This window comes from Arenicella chitinivorans, assembly GCF_014651515.1.
Taxonomy (GTDB): Bacteria; Pseudomonadota; Gammaproteobacteria; order Arenicellales; family Arenicellaceae; genus Arenicella; species Arenicella chitinivorans.
The window spans coordinates 548599-566206 of the sequence record NZ_BMXA01000001.1; the positions used below are offsets into that span (position 1 = coordinate 548599).

Below are 17608 nucleotides of genomic sequence, written 5' to 3' on the forward strand. Positions count from 1 at the left end.
TGTGTCGGAGGTTGAATTCTGAGTTAGCCTGGTTGAAACAGAGCAGCAATACAGTTGTAATTTCTTCTGAGCATTTCCACTCTCGCTTAAAGAGCGTTGAGGAGGTGAAGGCGTTGGCTGACTTGCTTTCACCGTATGCCTCTAAGGTCTCGGTGGTGGTTTACCTGAGGCGACAAGATAAGGTAGCGGTAAGTCTCTTTAGTACTCGATGTAAAGAAACAAATTCTTCATTGCAAATTCTGCCTGAGGCATCTTCAAACGTGGACTCTTACTATGACTATTATGCTCTTCTTGAGCGGTGGTCAGAGGTTTTTGGTGAAGAAGCCCTCGTGATACGACGTTTCGAAGGACCCCGGCGAGGGGCCAATGCATTGCTGCTCGATTTTTGTGATGCGGCGGGCTTGCCTTCGGATGTTAGATATCAATATCCGGAGATGTTTAATCGCGGGCTGCCGGGCCAAGCGCAGTATGGTCTTGTCTGGTTTAATCGGATCTTTTCTGTCCAATCTGGATATCATATATGGCTAAAAAGGCAGTTGTCTGAGTATTTGGTCGCGTGCTTTGATGGGCCTCAGCTGCTGCCGGCGAGATCAGATGCGGAATCATTTCTTCGTCGATACAATGCAGGTAACAGACGAGTAGCTGAGCGGTTTTTATCAAATGAGCAGTTATTCTCGACTGATTTTTCAGGTTATCCCTTTAGTTCAGAACCTCGTTTTAATGTAGATGAGGTAAAGCAAAAGGTGCTTGAGTTTTGCGTGTCCAAACAAAAGAATTTGTGTGTTCCACCTCTGAGCCGTGATGGCATGTTGCTGTTGGCATACAGGGTTTATTACGATTCTGCTCCGACAATTAAAAGGTTAATCGATAGCGTTTTTGCGAGATAAACATGTTAAGCTAACGCAGTGCCGGTATATTCAGCCTCATGCATTGGAAACTTAACTTGACAAAATCAGGCTAATTTCTTGTGTCAGGAGTTGGATATCAGGTATATTGCTTGTATCGATACTAACCATTTCTAAAAAAGGAAATTATGATGAATATCAAAACTAAAGTTAAATCGTTAGCGATTGCTGCGTTGGGTATGACATTGTTCGCAGGTACGGCTAACGCTGAGCCTCGTACTGCAGTTGCTAAAATTGTTAAAATGCGTCCATATAGCACGGGTGCATACTTCGTAACTTTGGACTCAAATTTGCTTGGCGGCGCGGCTTGCACTACTACTTATCGTGTAAACTCTGATGGCGCTGGCGCTAAAACTGTTATCGCTTCTCTTTTGACAGCGTATGCGTTGGAACAGTCTGTACAGTTAGAAGTGCCATCTGGTGGCGCTGACTGCGAAGGATTTGGTACTCCCATCCAAAGCGTGTTTATGTCTGCCTCTTAATAGTAGTTGAGCAGATGGCAGGAGTGTTAACTTCTGCTATAAATACAGCAGCGTTGGTGCCAGAGGGTGCCAGCGCTGTTTTAGTTTGTGCTGGAGTTTATGTAAATGTTTTTCAATCGCAGGGCATTACCTCAAGAGATTACTCCTGAGCAAGGGAGTAAGCTGCTAATTTCAGGTGATTTTTCTTGGGTTTCTTCCGGAGACCTAATTGGAACCAAGGATGACTGGGCCTCGATTGGGCAATTCTTGTGTGACGATTGTGTCGCGTATGATGAGCTATGGCAGGTCGTGTCGGGTTTATGTGGTGCCGTAGGGGATTTGCCTTCTTCGAAGGTAGCCCTTTTGGCAAATCAGTTGGCAAATTCGTTTATAAAAAGAGGTCGGCTGCGGGAAGCTTTAGAGCTCGCTGTTGGGCTGTCAAGCAAATTTCCCGAGGTTACAGCACTCCATTTGTGTCAATGCCGTGTGAAGCTCAGGCAGGGGCGTGTTGATGAGGTGAGGGGTGAGTTGGATAGATACTCGCAGGCGACAGACCCGTGGGTAGCAAACGCCGTGCTGGAAATGGCATCGGCTACACGTCATTACGCGTTATTAGATCTTTTGGTCAATAATGTGCCTCTGGGTATCGAGGCTGCGGGTTTATCGATGGTGGGTCAAAAAGCGCTGAAAGGTAAAATGGTCCTTGCGAAGGCGTTGCTAGGTTTTCAGGGTTCCGGTGGTAAGAATATGCAGCGTCATTCCCCGCTTGAGATCGCGCGAGGCGCTGATTCAGGTGTTTTTTCTGTTGTCTGTATCAACCTCGATCGGGATGCGCAACGATTTCTGCTTCTGAGAGCACTTTATAAGGAGATTGGAATTCAGCCTGAGCGCCACCCGGGAATATTTGGTGCAAGCGTTCCCCAAATAGCCGTGGACTCAATATTTAAATCAAAGAGGCCCTTGAATGCGATTGGCTGCACAATGTCCCATATTTCTGTTTGGGATAAAGTGGCTAAGTTAGATGATGAACAGGTTGTCTTGGTTTTGGAGGATGATGCGCTTCCGTCTCATCAATATAATGTTTCAGAGCTTCTAGCTTCGCTGCCGAGCGATATGGATTATTGCTTTGTCAACGATCGCGCGGCTGGGGGATGGACGTCCAATGACTTGAGCAAATATCAATTCGAGAAAGCGCAATATGCGAATCGGAAGTTGTCTGATGATTGTCGTGCTATTGGCGGCGACGGCTACTTGTTGTCACCAAAAGGCGCTAGGAAGCTATTAGGGTTGGTTGCTCGTGATGGGGTCGTGCATAGTGTGGATTGGCAAATGTACGCACTGGGTTTGAGTGATGCTCTTGGCGAATTGAGTGGTCGGGTGGGGGGTATTGTGGAGTCGATTCTTACAAAGCTTGATCACTCTTATGATTTTAACGTTTATGTTTGTTCAACTCCTTTGGTTATTCACTCGCCGCTTGGGTATACTCCACGTTCTCATTTTAACTAATTAATTAATTCTGTTTTAGCAAGCTTATGAATGTTATTGTTTTTGGGGGGGATGGGTTTTGTGGATGGCCCACCGCTCTTCACTTATCCAATCTTGGTTTCAATGTCACGATTGTTGACAACCTCTCTCGCCGAAATATTGATAATGAGCTGGGGTGTTCTTCGCTGACTCCAATTGCGTCTATGGATGCACGCTTAAAAGCCTGGTACGAAATAACTGGAAAAGAGATTCAGTTCGCGAATATAGATATGGCTGAAGACTACGCTGGTCTTAAGGCGGTATTGGAACAGGTTTCACCAGATGCGGTAATCCATTTTGCAGAACAGCGAGCCGCTCCATACTCTATGAAAAGCGCCGCGCATAAATGTTACACGGTGATGAACAATATCGGTGCCACGCACAATTTGCTTGCAGCGGTTGTGGATGCAGGGTTGGATCCGCATATTGTTCATCTAGGGACTATGGGGGTGTATGGGTACGGTAGTGCAGGCATGAAAATTCCAGAAGGCTACTTGAATATTAAGTGTGAAGGTGACGAAGGGCAAGTTATTGAAAATGAGATACTCTATCCAGTTAACCCAGGAAGTATCTATCATATGACAAAGACCCAGGATCAATTGTTGTTCGCATTCTATAATAAGAATGACCACGTTAGAGTTACAGATTTGCATCAAGGGATCGTCTGGGGAACTCAAACTAAAGAAACTGAGCTTGATCAAAGACTAATAAACAGGTTTGACTACGATGGCGACTACGGGACTGTATTAAATCGATTTTTAATGCAGTCAGCGGTCGGACACCCTTTGACGGTGCATGGGACTGGCGGGCAGACGCGCGCGTTTATTCACATCCAAGATACCGTCAGATGTATCGAGATAGCCTTACGGAATCCGCCTAAAAAAGGTGTCAAGGTAGAGATATTTAATCAAATGACGGAGACGCATAAAGTTCGCGACTTGGCCGAAATGATTTCTGATCTAACTGGTTGTGAGGTTGCGTATCTGACTAACCCACGAAATGAGGCGGACGAGAACGAGCTTCACGTTAAGAATGATAAGTTTTTGTCGCATGGCCTTGAACCGGTTACTTTAAAGGAGGGTTTGTTGTCTGAGGTCCGAGATATTGCGGAAAAGTATTCTGGGCGTTGTGACCAGGCTAAGATTCCTTGTGTTTCAACTTGGAATAAAGAACGCGCTGCTGAAATCAAAGAGCACGTTATCAAATGAGTAGTGAGGACTCCCCGGTGATAGTGCACGCGCATTTGTTTAAAAACGCGGGTTCAACCATTGACTGGATACTAAAAAAAAATTTTAAATGGGCATTTCTAGATGACCGAAACGATGACCGGATGCGTATGGAGCCGGGGTACATGGGCGAGGTTCTGCGAGAGAACAAGGGGCTGAAGGCAATTTCAAGTCACTCAATTCGTCTACCTTTGGCTGATGTGCCTGGTTATCGATTCCATCTATTGTTCTTTCTGCGGCATCCGGTGGCCCGTGTTAGAAGTGTGTATGATTTCGAAAGAAAACAAAATGCAAAGACCCCGGGTGCGGTTAAGGCAAAGGAGTTATCGTTTTCAGAGTATGTTCGATGGCGACTTCGCGATGATGTGCCGAAGACGATTCGCAATTTCCATACAAGCTACTTGACGGCGTGTGTGCCGGGTAGGCTGGGTCTTTCTTCTAATGAATTATTGAAAAGTGCCATTAATTTAATAGAGTGCACACCATTAGTAGGGCTAGTGGAGTACTTTGATGCAAGTATGGCGTATTTTAAGTGTGAGCTTGAGAATGATTTTCCTGGTATTGATCTTTCTTATGAAATACAGAATAGTTCGCGCGGAGCTCCTGTCTGTGTTGCCGATTCTGTCAAGCGTGTGAGGGATGATTTGGGAGAGAGTCTCTATGCACAATTCTTAGAGAAAAATGAAGCTGACCTACTGCTCTATAACGCCGCAGAGGAAATTCTGAAGGCGCGTTGGAAGCTAGGAGTAGGGCAAGCATAATCTTGGCAGTCGAGGTGACGCTGAGATCACCATGATTGGCGTTGCAAATTACGCTAAGCCATGCAAATGAGCCCTTAGTCCGTTATAATACTGGGGTTCATTTGTACTGCCAACTGCCTCTATATGACCGACCAATTTGCTAAAGAAACCATCCCCGCTAATCTCGAGCAGGAGATGCGTCAATCCTACCTTGATTACGCGATGAGTGTAATCGTTGGGCGAGCGTTGCCAGACGTTCGAGACGGCCTAAAGCCGGTGCATCGACGCGCGTTGTTCGCCATGTCGCAGCTTAATAATGACTACAACAAGCCGTACAAGAAATCGGCGCGTATCGTGGGCGATGTGATCGGTAAATACCATCCGCACGGTGACACAGCTGTGTACGACACGATTGTTCGATTGGCGCAGGATTTCTCTATGCGCTACCCGTTGGTGGATGGTCAGGGTAACTTTGGTTCGATTGATGGCGATTCGCCCGCCGCAATGCGGTATACCGAGATTCGACTGGCTAAGATCGCACACGAAATTCTCGCCGATCTTGATAAAGAAACCGTCGATTTTTATCCGAACTACGACGAAAGCGAGATGCAGCCATCGGTGATGCCGACCAAAATTCCGACGTTGTTGGTTAATGGTTCTTCCGGTATCGCGGTTGGAATGGCGACCAATATTCCACCGCACAATCTTACGGAAGTTATCAACGGCTGTGTCGCAATGATCGACAACGAGGACATCACCGTTGATGAATTGATGGAGCATATTCCCGGTCCGGATTTTCCAACTTCAGGTTTTATCAACGGTGCCAAAGGGATCCGAGACGCGTATCGCACCGGACGTGGAAAAATCTACATGCGTGCTCGTACGCACATTGAGACTAATGAGAGCAATGGTCGGCAGGCGATTATCGTGACCGAGCTGCCTTATATGGTGAACAAAGCACGTTTGCTGGAGAAGATCGCCGAACTGGTCAAGACTAAAAAAATCGACGGTATTACGGAGCTGCGCGACGAATCTGACAAGAGCGGTATGCGCATGTTTATTTCAGTGCGTCGTGGCGAAGTTGCTGAGGTCATTCTCAATAAGTTGTTTCAACAGACACAAATGCAAACGGTGTTCGGTATCAATACGGTTGCACTTCTGGACAATCAGCCGCGTCTGTTTAACCTGCGGGAATTGCTGGCAGAGTTTATTAAACATCGCCGAGAAGTCGTAACCCGTCGTACCATCTACAATTTGCGTAAGGCGCGTGCCCGGGCCCACACTCTGGAAGGCCTGGCCATTGCCTTGAGCAACATCGACGAGATGATCGAGTTGATTAAACAATCAGCCAGCCCCGCTGTGGCGAAAGAGCAACTGCTGGGGCGCAGTTGGACGCCGGGTGTGGTGGCCGATATGATTGCGCGCGCCGGTGCGGTGTCCTCCAAGCCGATTGGATTAGATCCTGAGCTGGGTTTGCACGGGAATGAATACCGATTGTCTGAAAAGCAGGCGCAGGCCATTTTGGATCTACGTTTGCATCGTCTGACCGGCCTCGAGCAAGACAAGATTCGTGAAGAGTATGCCGAAGTTCTCGAGAAAATCGCCGAATTTATAAATATCTTGGAAAACGTGGACCGATTGATGGAAGTGATTCGCGAAGAGCTTGTTGCTATTCGTGAAGAGTATGGCGATCAGCGGCGCACCGAGATTATTGATCAGAAGCTCGATCTTACGCTAGAGGACATGATCGCCGAGGAAGATTTGGTGGTGACCTTGTCGCACGAAGGTTACGCCAAGTCACAGCCTCTGAGTGACTACCGCGCGCAGCGTCGTGGCGGTAAGGGCAAAAGTGCAACCAAAACCAAAGACGAAGATTTTGTCGAACGTATGTTTGTTGCCAATTCGCACGATACCATTCTGTGCTTTTCGGACAAAGGCAAGGTTTATTGGTTGAAAGTCTATGAGTTGCCACAGGCCGGGCGCAATGCGCGGGGTAAGCCAATTGTGAATCTCTTGCCGCTCGAAAATAGTGAGCACATCACTGCGATTTTGCCGGTGAAAGAGTTTACCGAAGGTCAATTCGTGTTCATGGCCACCAGCGACGGCACGGTCAAGAAGACATCATTGATGGACTTTTCGCGTCCTCGAGCTAACGGTATCATCGCGCTGGATCTGGTGGATGGTAACTCGTTGGTCGGTGTCGGGTTGACCAGTGGAGAACAAGAAATCATGTTGTTCTGTAGCTCGGGCAAAGCTATTCGGTTTGCAGAACAGGATGTTCGCCAAATGGGTCGCACTGCGCGCGGCGTACGTGGCATTAAAGTCGGTGATGGGCATCAAGTGAATGCCATGATTATTTGTGACGCAGGTGATGCAGAGTCGGCGGTATTGACCCTAACTGAAAACGGTTTTGGCAAACGCACGATGCTGTCGGAATACAATACGCAAGGCCGCGGCGGCCAAGGCGTGATCTCCATTCAGACCAGTGATCGGAATGGCAATGCGGTTGGCGCAATTTTGGTGCAAGAAGGTAACGAAGCAATGTTGATTACCAATGGTGGTACGCTGGTTCGCACCCGGGTCTGCGAGGTGTCAGTGATTGGTCGCAATACGCAGGGCGTGAAAATTATTGGTGTTTCTGGTGGTGAGAAGCTCATCAGTATAGAGAAGGTCGCGGAGTCGGACGACGACGAATCAGGCGACGATGAACTCGCTGACGGCGATGCCGGTGGTGTACAATCGGACGAGGAGACGCACGATAACGAGTAAATTGGCAGTATTTCGAGAGCATTTATTGGTTCAGATTGTACGGCAAACAAGCTGGGTTCGATTGTTGCTGAGCCTAGTGCTCAGCGTAGGGTGTTTTGCGTCGGTTTCGGCAGGCTTGCCGCCAGATATCTCCGTATCGATCTCACCTACGAAGACGCAGATAGCGCGAACGGACTCTGTATTGATCTCAGTCACTTACCAAAATCAATCCTCTGAGGTGGTGCGTTTGCTTCAATATGGCACGGCGCTCGAAGGTTCGGTGGCGGAAGATTTTCTCATCGTTGTGCGTAATGGCGAGCCTCAGCCGTATCAAGGAATTCTTGCCATGCGGTTTCCGCCGTCAATCAATGATTACACTGTTTTGGTGCCCGGGCAGTCAGTGACTGCCGAAGTCGATATTGAGGCAAGCTACGGTGTACGACAGGTTGGAGGGTATCAAGTTTACCATCGGGATGGCCAAGGTGGTGCTATAGAAAGTGGTGGTGCGCAGTTTTGGTTAACCGAATCGCGAGCACAACCCGCATTACCTCGGCAGGCCTCACCTCAGCAGGTCGCACCTAAGCAGGCTTCGGTTGCACGCTTTTGCAGTGTTGCGCAGGCGGCCGCGGCGGACGGAGCGTTGAGTGTCGCGGAGACTTACGCACGCCACGCCCGCGATGACCTCAGAAACACATTGATAAGTGCGCGGTCGGACGCGCGTCGCTACCGTTATTGGTTTGGGCAATACAGTCAGCCACGCTGGAATCGCGTGCAAGACGGAATGACTCGAATCTACAGCGCAGCTAGCAGCCGACGATTTACGTTTGATTGTGCTTGCGAAGCTGGAACTAACCGCACTATCGCCTATGTGTATGGTGCGCGTACGTCTGAAATTTTCTTATGCGACGGATTCTTTGGCATGCCGAGAGCGGGTGGGGATTCTCAGGCATCCGTTCTGGTCCATGAAATCAGCCACTTCAATGATACGGCAAACACTGACGATGGTCCCCATGGTGTTAATGGTGCGCTTTACGGCCAAGGCGCGGCTGTGGGGTTAGCAATAACCAACCCTGATCGTGCCGTCGGGGCTGCCTCTAATTACCAGTATTTTGCTGCCAACCCGACAGGCCTGCCAATGCCAACAGAGGGTGGTGATGGTGATAATGGAGGTGGTGATGAGGGCGATGAGCCTGGTTCTCTGCTTGATCCATTGATTCCGCCGGAGCCGGAATCAATACCACGCATTCTGGTGCCGATTGTGGACTTGCTGCTTGGCAACGAACGTTGATATTTATTCCGTGGGCAAATAAATGACCTCAAAATTTTACTTCGCCATGATACTATCGTGTACGACTTTATTGTTGGCAGCCTGCAATGCACAATCTATGCAATTGACCTTGAGTCTCAACCTAGCTGAACTTGAGGCAGGGCAGGTGGTGCTGGAGGCAGAGCTGAAAAATAACGGTCAAGAGTCTGTCGAACTGTTGCCTTGGAATACGCCAATGGAAGCGACTTTATTAGGCGATCTCTACCGAATTACACATGATGCTGCGGTCGATGCGCAAGCTTTGCCCTACCTTGGGCGAATGGTGAAGCGCGCGGCACCGGAGGTGGACGACTATGTCGTGCTGAAGGCCGGCGAAGTTTTACGTAATACTCAGCGTCTAAGCGAAGGGTACTCATTCTGTGCCAATCGCGCTTACCGACTAGAGTATATCGGCGTATTTGTGTCGCGTGACAACAACGTCGTACCGACTCGTAATAATATATTGAATTTTACAACTGGGCCCAGTTTTCCCCAGTGCTAATCTACCCAGTACGGGGCATGGTAGATGAACTGTGTCGCGTACCAATCAGGAGAATTTCGACTATGTCTAAGTTGATGTTGGTGTTTAAAAACAAGGCTGTATTTCGAATCCTGGCGCTAGGACTCTTACTGGTTTGCGCTAATGTTTACGCGGATTTGCCAAGTGGCATCGCGATGAGCGTGGATGTGGTGCAAAGTAAAGTCAGTCCCAGTGAGCAAGCCTTGGTAAAAGTCACGTACACCAATGTCGGGTCGACACCCAAGCAACTCCTGCGCTGGGAGACCGCGTTCGAGGGGCGGGTCGATGAAGATTTTTTGACCGTCACTCATGAAGGTCGCGTGTTGCCCTATATGGGGCGTCACTATAAGCGTGCTCCGGCGACTTCAGCCGATTACATCAGTTTAGCGCCGGGCGAAAGTCGCAGTCAGGTCGTCGATATTAATACAGGCTACCACCTCGATTACAAAGGGGAGTACCTTATTAGCCCTAAGGGCGCTGCCGTGGCGCAAAAGTCACCGCCTGTCAAATTGATCTTGAGCAAGGATCGCCCAGTAAGTCTGAAACAAACGCCGATTATCAACAGTTGTGATGGTGATCGTCCAGATCAAATTGATTCCGCCTTGGGTGCCGCTGAGAGTTTGGCAAAACGTGCGCGCGATGACATGCGGGCAACGCCGGTCGCGTTTCGTCGTTCGGTGCAACGCTACAAAGAATGGTTTGGGGCGTATACAGCGACCCGATGGAACGCTGTGCAACGAAATTTTGATCGTATTTTCTCAACGCTCAGCGGCCGTACAATCACGTTCGAGTGTGACGACAGCGTGCCATATTTTGCTTACGTTTACCCTGGTCAACCTTACGATGTCTATCTGGGGCAAGCATTCTGGAGTGCGCCGATGACTGGCACTGATTCCAAGGCGGGCACGATTATCCATGAGGTTAGTCACTTTAACGTGGTGGCGGCAACCGACGACATAGAATATGGGCAGTCGGCAGCTCGAAGCTTGGCGCGAACACGCCCTGCTGATGCGGTACGAAATGCAGATAGTCATGAGTATTTTGCGGAAAATACCCCGTCTTTGCCTATGTTCACCGCAACTGTCGATCTGGTTTCATCAATTACAGTGACAGAAGATCTGAAAACAGTAGTCGGTGGCAATGTGAGTCTCTCCGCGTCGGTGAGTAATGTGGGGAGCGCGGATGCACCGTCGACGACGGTTACCGTACGCGTGTCTGCTGATTCGGTGATATCACTTGCAGATCCCGTGGCTGGCAGTGCGCCTGTCATGGCGCTTGCCGGTGGTGAGGAGCTGGCTGTTGATTTGTCTTTTAAAGCGCCGCGTGAAGAGGGGCAATACTGGATTGGTGTGTGTGTCACTGAGGTCAACGGGGAGTCAGGTACCGACAATAACTGTTCTGGTGGTGTGCCACTTACCGTGCGCAAAATGTCATTACTGTCCGTTTTGATGCTGTTACTAAGCGACGATGACTAGTTTGGTTCGCCTCACCGTATAGATTTCTTGAATACCCAACATGGTTGGCCATAAAACCTAGTGATTATGGCCAACTAGTCATATGGATTTTTGTCTTCCTTGTGTAGAATACTCTGCTTATTCATGGCATTGACTGGCAGCGCTTCAAATTCTGCCATCTGCGGCCCGACATGACAGCGAATGAAGCCCAGCCGGTGGTGGTTGGTGTCTGATCGCAAGACAAGATTTTAACTTTCTTGGAGACTTATAATGAGTCGTGTTTATAACTTCAGTGCAGGTCCAGCTGTACTGCCATTGGCTGTGCTTGAAGAAGTGCAAGCTGAGCTACTGGAATGGGGGCATACCGGTGCGTCGGTGATGGAAGTATCACATCGAGGTGGGCCCTTTATGCAGACTGCCGCACAAGCAGAACAGGATTTGCGCGATTTGATGGGCATCCCGGATAACTACAAAGTCCTGTTTCTGCAAGGTGGTGCCACGATGCAGTTCTCTGCAATTCCACTAAACCTGGGTTTTGCCGGTAAACGTGCCGACTATGCACATACTGGGCATTGGAGTAAAAAGGCAATTGCGGACGCAAAGCGCTTTATTGATGTGAATGTGGTGTGTGACACGTCCGAAGAGGGTTACAAGCATGTGCCCGAGGCCAGCAGTTGGCAGCTCAGTGATGACGCTGCGTATGTGCACATTACCCCAAATGAAACGATCGCGGGCGTTGAGTTTGACTGGCTACCTGAAACTCAGGCGCCAATTTGCGCCGACCTGTCGTCAACCATTCTTTCGCGTCCGATCGATGTGCGTAAATATGGGCTTATCTATGCGGGTGCACAGAAGAATATTGGCCCGGCAGGGTTAACGATCGTGATTGTGCGTGACGACCTGTTGGGCCACTTCCCTGCGGATGCACCACGACTATTGGATTACCAGGTCATGGCTGAGAGCGACAGTATGAATAATACCCCGCCAACCTTTGCTTGGTATCTGGCCGGTAAGGTGTTTGCTTGGTTAAAAGCCAATGGTGGTGTTGAGTCAATGGCGCAAACCAATCAGCAGAAAGCGAGTGCGTTGTACGACTACATTGATAATTCAAATGGTTTCTATACCAATCCGGTGGCCGTGGACAGCCGCTCGTGGATGAACGTGCCTTTTATCCTAGCTGATGATCAATTAGACGCATCTTTTCTGGCGGAGTCTCACGCTGCTGGCTTACACGCCCTCAAAGGTCATCGCTCGGTCGGTGGAATGCGTGCCAGCATCTACAACGCCATGTCGGTAGATGGTGTTACCGCATTGATCGACTTTATGGATCAGTTCAAAGCCAAGCACCAATAACCAAATATTCCGATCGCGTGTCTGGTGGCGCGCGAGAGAGGCAGGACATAACATGTATCAAATTCTTACACTTAATAACATTTCAGCGGTCGGGCTCGAGAAGTTTCCGACTGATTTGTATCAGATTTCTGACGACGTGGCATCGCCGGATGCCATCATCTTGCGTTCATTTAAAATGCACGATATGCCGATTCCCGCCAGCCTCAAGGCGGTTGGGCGCGCCGGTGCAGGGGTCAATAACATTCCGTTGGATGCCATGAGTAAAGCCGGTATTCCGGTGTTCAATGCGCCAGGCGCAAACGCCAATGCGGTTAAGGAGTTAGTGATCGCATCCTTATTTTTGTCGGCGCGAAACATCAGTGAAGCCATCAAATACACCGAAGGGTTGCAAGGTGAAGATGCCGAGCTCGGCAAGTTGGTGGAAGCTGGCAAGAAAAAATACGCCGGTTTTGAATTGCCCGGTCGCACCATTGGTGTGGTCGGGTTGGGCGCGATTGGACGCATGGTCGCTAATACCTGTGTCAACCTAGGTATGAATGTCGTTGGTTTTGATCCAGGTTTAACCGTCGACGGTGCGTGGCAGTTATCAGCTCAGATTGAACGTGCTAACAGTGTTGATGAAATGTTATCAAAGGTTGATTTTCTAACCGTACATGTTCCCTTGATTGATGCGACTCGTGATTTGATCAACGCTGACAATGTGCAGAAAATGAAGCCGACTGCGGTCGTTATTAACCTGGCGCGTGGCGGTATTATCAATGATGCCGCGGTGTGCGATGCCATAGATGCAGGCAAATTGGGTTGCTACGTCACCGATTTCCCCAATAATCGCACCAAGCAAACGCCGAAAGTGATTGGTCTGCCACATTTAGGTGCATCGACCGGCGAAGCAGAAGACAACTGTGCGGTGATGGTGGCGAATCAGGTTCGAGACTATCTGGAAACAGGCAATATCACTAATTCGGTTAACTTCCCGAATGTGTCGATGCCGCGTGGTACCGATCATCGTTTGGTAGTCTGTAATCAGAACGTGCCAAACATGGTCGGTCAAATTTCGACTATTCTGGCCGATGCTAACTTAAATATTAACGACATGATCAACCAGTCGCGTGGTGATGTGGCTTACACGATCGTCGATGTCGACAGTGCCATTCCCAGCGATGTTATTAGCACGATCAAACAGCTTGATGGTGTTATGATAGCTCGCACAATCCAAGCCTAGGCTTCGCACGATAATCGTAACGTCTCATGGGTGATAAACCACAAACTGACTCCGACGAGCTGGTCGCATTGCGCGCAAAAATTGATGCTTTCGATCAGCAAATATTGCGGCTGATACAACAGCGCGTGCTAGTCGCGGCGGATATCGCCAAGGCCAAGGTCGCGAGTGATGCTGATGCATCGTTTTATCGCCCAGAGCGTGAAGCGCAGGTCTTGCGTCGGGTTCGCGAGCGCAATGCCGTGTTGCGCGAGGAGCTGCATGGGTTAGTGTCTGATGATGAAATGGTGCGCCTCATGCGCGAGATCATGTCGACATCACTGGCGGCTGAAATGCCGATGACGGTGGCCTATTTAGGGCCGGAAGGGACCTATACTCAAGCGGCGGTGGTTAAGCATTTTGGTCAAGCAGTGCGTAGTCTTGATGTAAAAACCATTCCGGATGTATTCCGAGTCGTTGAGCAGCGCAAAGCGCATTTTGGCGTTGTGCCGGTGGAAAACTCAACAGAAGGTATTATCACGCACACTCTGGATTGCTTTTCTTCATCCAATCTCAAGGTCTGTGGTGAGGTTCAATTGCCAATCAGTCATCAATTGTTGAGTAATGCTGATGGTCTGACAAATGTGCAGAAAGTGTATGCGCATCCTCAGGCGCTCGCGCAGTGTCGTGAGTGGTTGGAACGTTATTTGCCGGACGCCGAAATATTGACCGCCAGCAGTAATGCAGAGGCGGCGATTATTGCCTCTAAAGACCCGGCAGTGGCGGCCATTGCCAGTGACATTGCTGGGCGCTTATACAATATCAATATCCTAGCTTCCGGCATTGAGGATGAGCGCAACAATACCACGCGGTTTTTGATTATCGGCACCGACAGCTATGCGGCTAGCGGTGAAGATAAAACCACCATTATGGTATCGGCACCGAATAAAGTGGGCAGCCTGTTTGAACTATTAAAGCCTTTGTACGATGCCGGCGTCGATATGAGTCGAATTGAGTCTCGACCGAGTCGGCAAACCAATTGGGAGTATGTGTTTTTCATCGATCTCATTGGGCATGTCGATGACCAAGGGGTGTCGGCCGCTCTGGAAGAGTTAAAGGCCAAATCCGCCTACTTTAAGCTAATTGGTTCTTACCCGGTCGGCGTTTTATAACCCCGGTCGTCGTTTCTTTTTCTTATGTTTAATCAAGTCACGATTGTCGGAACAGGCTTGCTTGGTGGTTCGCTGGCACGTGACCTGCGTGAGCAGCGGTTGGCTAGGCTTCTTGTCGGTGTATGCCGATCAAGCGAAACCGCGCAAGAAACATTGGACGCAGGCGTTGTAGACGTGGTGCTGCCGCTCACTCAAGCGGTACAGGATGCTGACCTGGTGGTGCTTGCAACGCCGATGCAGGCGATGCTGTCCGTCATCACTGAGATGAGAACACATTTGCCGCCCGCTGCGATCATAACCGACGTCGGTAGTGTTAAAACGGACCTTTATAACCAATTGAAGCAGCAGGTGCCGGATATTCTGCCGCAATTTGTTTTGGCTCACCCGATTGCAGGTGGCGAAAACTCTGGTGTATCGGCATCTAAGCTTAAGCTATTTCAAAATAAGCATGTGATCATCACGCAGACAACCGAAGTTGATGTGCAGATGACATCGATAGTGGTGGACATGTGGCAGCGTTTGGGCGCTCACGTGTTATCCATGAGCTTGCAGGAACATGACGCAATTTTTGCCAAAACCAGTCACTTGCCACACGTGATTGCATTTAGTTTGGTTAATTTTTTGAGTCATCAGCCCGATCGTGAGCGATTATTTGACTTGGCCGCCGCAGGTTTTTACGATTTTACGCGCATCGCATCAAGCAATGCTGAGATGTGGCGTGATATCTGTGTTACCAATCGTGAACAAGTTCTCGCCGCGCTCGATGGTTTTCATGCGCAAATTGAAGGCATTCGTGATCTGGTGGCCAACGCAGACCAGGCGGCCATCCTTGAGTATTTCGGCGCGGCGAAAGCGGCACGCGATGCCGGGCTGATAAAGCGCGCAGAGGCAATTGCGCAGGCTCAGGATACTGATTAACGAGACAATTGAGACAGTGCGCCCAGCGCCAGAGAGAAGAGCGATTAACTATGAGTGTGAATTCGACATTATCGTCTAAAAAGGCGGCGAATGCATTGAACGGTGCCTTGCGTGTACCCGGCGACAAGTCTATGTCTCACCGTGCAGTGATGTTTTCATCTTTGGCCGAGGGCACGAGTCATATTACTGGGTTGCTTGAAGGCGAGGATGTTATGGCCACTCTGGCAGCATTTCGTGCGATGGGCGTGCAAGCCGAAGGGCCAAATAACGGTGACCTGGTGATCCATGGGGTCGGTATGCGTGGACTTAACGCGCCTAAAGTGGATCTGGATATGGGTAATTCCGGTACCGCTATGCGATTGATGACCGGGATTCTTGCTGCACAAAGTTTTGCTTCCAAGCTGGTTGGTGATGCATCGCTGTCAAAACGGCCCATGCGTCGCGTCACAGTTCCGTTGACTTCAATGGGAGCGCGTTGTGCGACCGATGATAATGGTTGCCCACCAATTCATATCCGCGGTGTTGAGCGTTTGCAACCGATTAGCTACAAGTTGCCTATGGCGAGTGCACAGATTAAGTCTGCAGTGTTGTTGGCCGGTTTGTATGCCGATGGTGAAACCTCCGTCACGGAACCCGCGCCAACGCGTGACCATACCGAACGAATGTTAAAAGCATACGGCTACGAATGTGACTCAGAAAAGGTCAATGACCAGGTCACCACGATTCGCTTATCTGGTGGTGGCAAGTTAACGGCCACGGATATTGATATTCCAGCCGATATTTCGTCTGCTGCCTTTTTTATGGTGGCAGCATCCATCGTGCCGGGTTCATTAATTGTTTTGGAGCATGTGTGTATTAACCCAACTCGGACCGGAGTCATCGATATTCTTAAGGCCATGGGCGCGGACATTAAACTGTTGAACCCGCGTGCTATCGGTGGAGAGCCGGTAGCGGACATCCAAGTGAAGTACGTTGGGCTGAAAGGGTGTGAAATTGACCCTAATTTGGTGCCGCTCGCCATCGATGAGTTTCCCGTATTGTGCGTGGCTGCCGCATGTGCTGATGGTCAAACCGTGATATCCGGTGCAGAAGAGTTACGACACAAAGAATCCGATCGTATTTCCAGCATGGTCGAAGGTTTGCGTAATATTGGTGTGGAAGTCGAAGAGCGCCGGGATGGTATGTTGGTTCAGGGCGGTGCGATTCGCGGCGGCACGGTTGAGAGTTACCACGATCACCGTATTGCCATGTCGTTTGCGATTGCTGGCGGCGTTTGTACTGATAAAATTGTTATCAATGGCGCGGAAACAGTAGCCACGTCGTTCCCAAATTTTGTAAAACTCGCTACGGCGGTAGGGTTGCGCATTGAGTAAGACAACACCTTTGCCGCCAGTGCTGGCGCTGGACGGACCGAGCGGTTCTGGAAAAGGAACCATTGGGCAAATATGTGCGTTAAAATTTGGTTGGCACTACTTAGATAGTGGCGCGATTTATCGTGGACTGGCTTGGCTGGCGAACTCCAAATCCGTCGCTGCAGATGACGTTGCAGGTCTCGTGGCGCTTGCCGAGAGCATGTCTCTGGTGTGTCATGTGCAGACCGACGACGTGGCTCAAATCGAAATTAATGGGCGTATTGTCACAGACGATTTGCGCACAGAAGAGACCGGCGAAATGGCCAGTAAAATTGCGCCACTTGGGTCGGTCAGAGCAGCCTTGCTGGCAATGCAACGTCGGTGTCGACGCACGCCTGGTTTGGTCGCGGATGGCCGTGATATGGGCACGGTCGTGTTCCCTGATGCAGAATTTAAGGTGTTTTTGACCGCAAGCGCGGAAATTCGGGCACAAAGGCGTTTCGATCAGTTGAAATCAAAAGGTTTCGATGTTAACCTCGCGCGCCTGTTAGAGTCGATCCAGGCCCGTGACGTCCGAGATTCGAGCCGCGCAGAATCTCCGCTTAAACCTGCGGATGACGCGTATGTGCTTGATACTTCAGCGCTGTCTATTGATGAAGTCGTTGCGTGTATAATGGATCATGTAAATCAACGCTGATCTTCGTTCGGACCGAATGTGACGCTAGATAAGA

15 protein-coding genes are annotated in these 17608 nt (G+C 49.7%); all 15 read left to right on the forward strand.

The features are described from left to right. Positions 1–11 precede the first annotated feature (11 nt). The 15 genes from IE055_RS02445 to cmk all read left to right on the forward strand — a co-directional run bounded on the left by IE055_RS02445 (position 12) and on the right by cmk (position 17574). Positions 12–887 (forward strand): hypothetical protein, encoded by an 876-nt coding sequence (locus IE055_RS02445; protein ID WP_229794089.1) that lies wholly within the window; start codon positions 12–14, stop codon positions 885–887. Between the two features lie 149 nt (positions 888–1036). Continuing rightward, positions 1037–1387, forward strand: a complete 351-nt coding sequence (locus IE055_RS02450; protein ID WP_189398411.1) for a hypothetical protein — start codon at positions 1037–1039, stop codon at positions 1385–1387. Positions 1388–1492: 105 nt separating this feature from the next. After that, the gene (locus IE055_RS02455; RefSeq protein WP_189398412.1) at positions 1493–2872 is read left to right on the forward strand and encodes a glycosyltransferase family 25 protein; all 1380 of its coding nucleotides are present in this window, start codon (positions 1493–1495) and stop codon (positions 2870–2872) included. A gap of 26 nt (positions 2873–2898) precedes the next feature. Beyond that, on the forward strand, positions 2899–4098 hold the full coding sequence (locus tag IE055_RS02460; RefSeq protein ID WP_189398413.1) for an NAD-dependent epimerase/dehydratase family protein: 1200 nt from the start codon (positions 2899–2901) through the stop codon (positions 4096–4098). Further along, positions 4095–4877 carry a hypothetical protein gene (locus tag IE055_RS02465; RefSeq protein ID WP_189398414.1) on the forward strand — a complete coding sequence of 261 codons (783 nt, stop codon included), beginning with the start codon at positions 4095–4097 and terminating at the stop codon, positions 4875–4877. Before IE055_RS02460 ends, IE055_RS02465 begins: the two co-directional genes overlap by 4 nt. Before the next feature lie 123 nt (positions 4878–5000). Continuing rightward, positions 5001–7625: a DNA gyrase subunit A gene (gene gyrA / locus IE055_RS02470; RefSeq protein ID WP_189398415.1), complete on the forward strand. Its 2625-nt coding sequence runs from the start codon at positions 5001–5003 to the stop codon at positions 7623–7625. 1 nt (position 7626) lies between these two features. Beyond that, on the forward strand, positions 7627–8892 hold the full coding sequence (locus IE055_RS02475) for a M35 family metallo-endopeptidase (protein ID WP_189398416.1): 1266 nt from the start codon (positions 7627–7629) through the stop codon (positions 8890–8892). Positions 8893–8989: 97 nt separating this feature from the next. Further along, positions 8990–9412: a hypothetical protein gene (locus IE055_RS02480; protein WP_229794090.1), complete on the forward strand. Its 423-nt coding sequence runs from the start codon at positions 8990–8992 to the stop codon at positions 9410–9412. Between the two features lie 62 nt (positions 9413–9474). Further along, positions 9475–10905 (forward strand): M35 family metallo-endopeptidase, encoded by a 1431-nt coding sequence (locus IE055_RS02485; RefSeq protein ID WP_189398418.1) that lies wholly within the window; start codon positions 9475–9477, stop codon positions 10903–10905. A 249-nt stretch (positions 10906–11154) separates the two neighbouring features. Then, a complete protein-coding gene (serC, locus tag IE055_RS02490; RefSeq protein WP_189398419.1) occupies positions 11155–12237 on the forward strand; it encodes a 3-phosphoserine/phosphohydroxythreonine transaminase in 1083 nt (360 codons plus the stop codon). A 52-nt stretch (positions 12238–12289) separates the two neighbouring features. Continuing rightward, positions 12290–13459: a phosphoglycerate dehydrogenase gene (locus tag IE055_RS02495; RefSeq protein WP_189398420.1), complete on the forward strand. Its 1170-nt coding sequence runs from the start codon at positions 12290–12292 to the stop codon at positions 13457–13459. A 26-nt stretch (positions 13460–13485) separates the two neighbouring features. Then, on the forward strand, positions 13486–14607 hold the full coding sequence (gene pheA, locus IE055_RS02500; protein WP_189398421.1) for a prephenate dehydratase: 1122 nt from the start codon (positions 13486–13488) through the stop codon (positions 14605–14607). Between the two features lie 24 nt (positions 14608–14631). After that, positions 14632–15525 carry a prephenate dehydrogenase gene (locus IE055_RS02505; RefSeq protein WP_189398422.1) on the forward strand — a complete coding sequence of 298 codons (894 nt, stop codon included), beginning with the start codon at positions 14632–14634 and terminating at the stop codon, positions 15523–15525. A gap of 50 nt (positions 15526–15575) precedes the next feature. Further along, positions 15576–16898: a 3-phosphoshikimate 1-carboxyvinyltransferase gene (aroA, locus tag IE055_RS02510; protein WP_189398423.1), complete on the forward strand. Its 1323-nt coding sequence runs from the start codon at positions 15576–15578 to the stop codon at positions 16896–16898. Next, positions 16891–17574, forward strand: coding sequence for a (d)CMP kinase (cmk, locus tag IE055_RS02515; protein ID WP_189398424.1), 684 nt, complete (start codon positions 16891–16893; stop codon positions 17572–17574). Before aroA ends, cmk begins: the two co-directional genes overlap by 8 nt. Positions 17575–17608 lie beyond the last annotated feature (34 nt).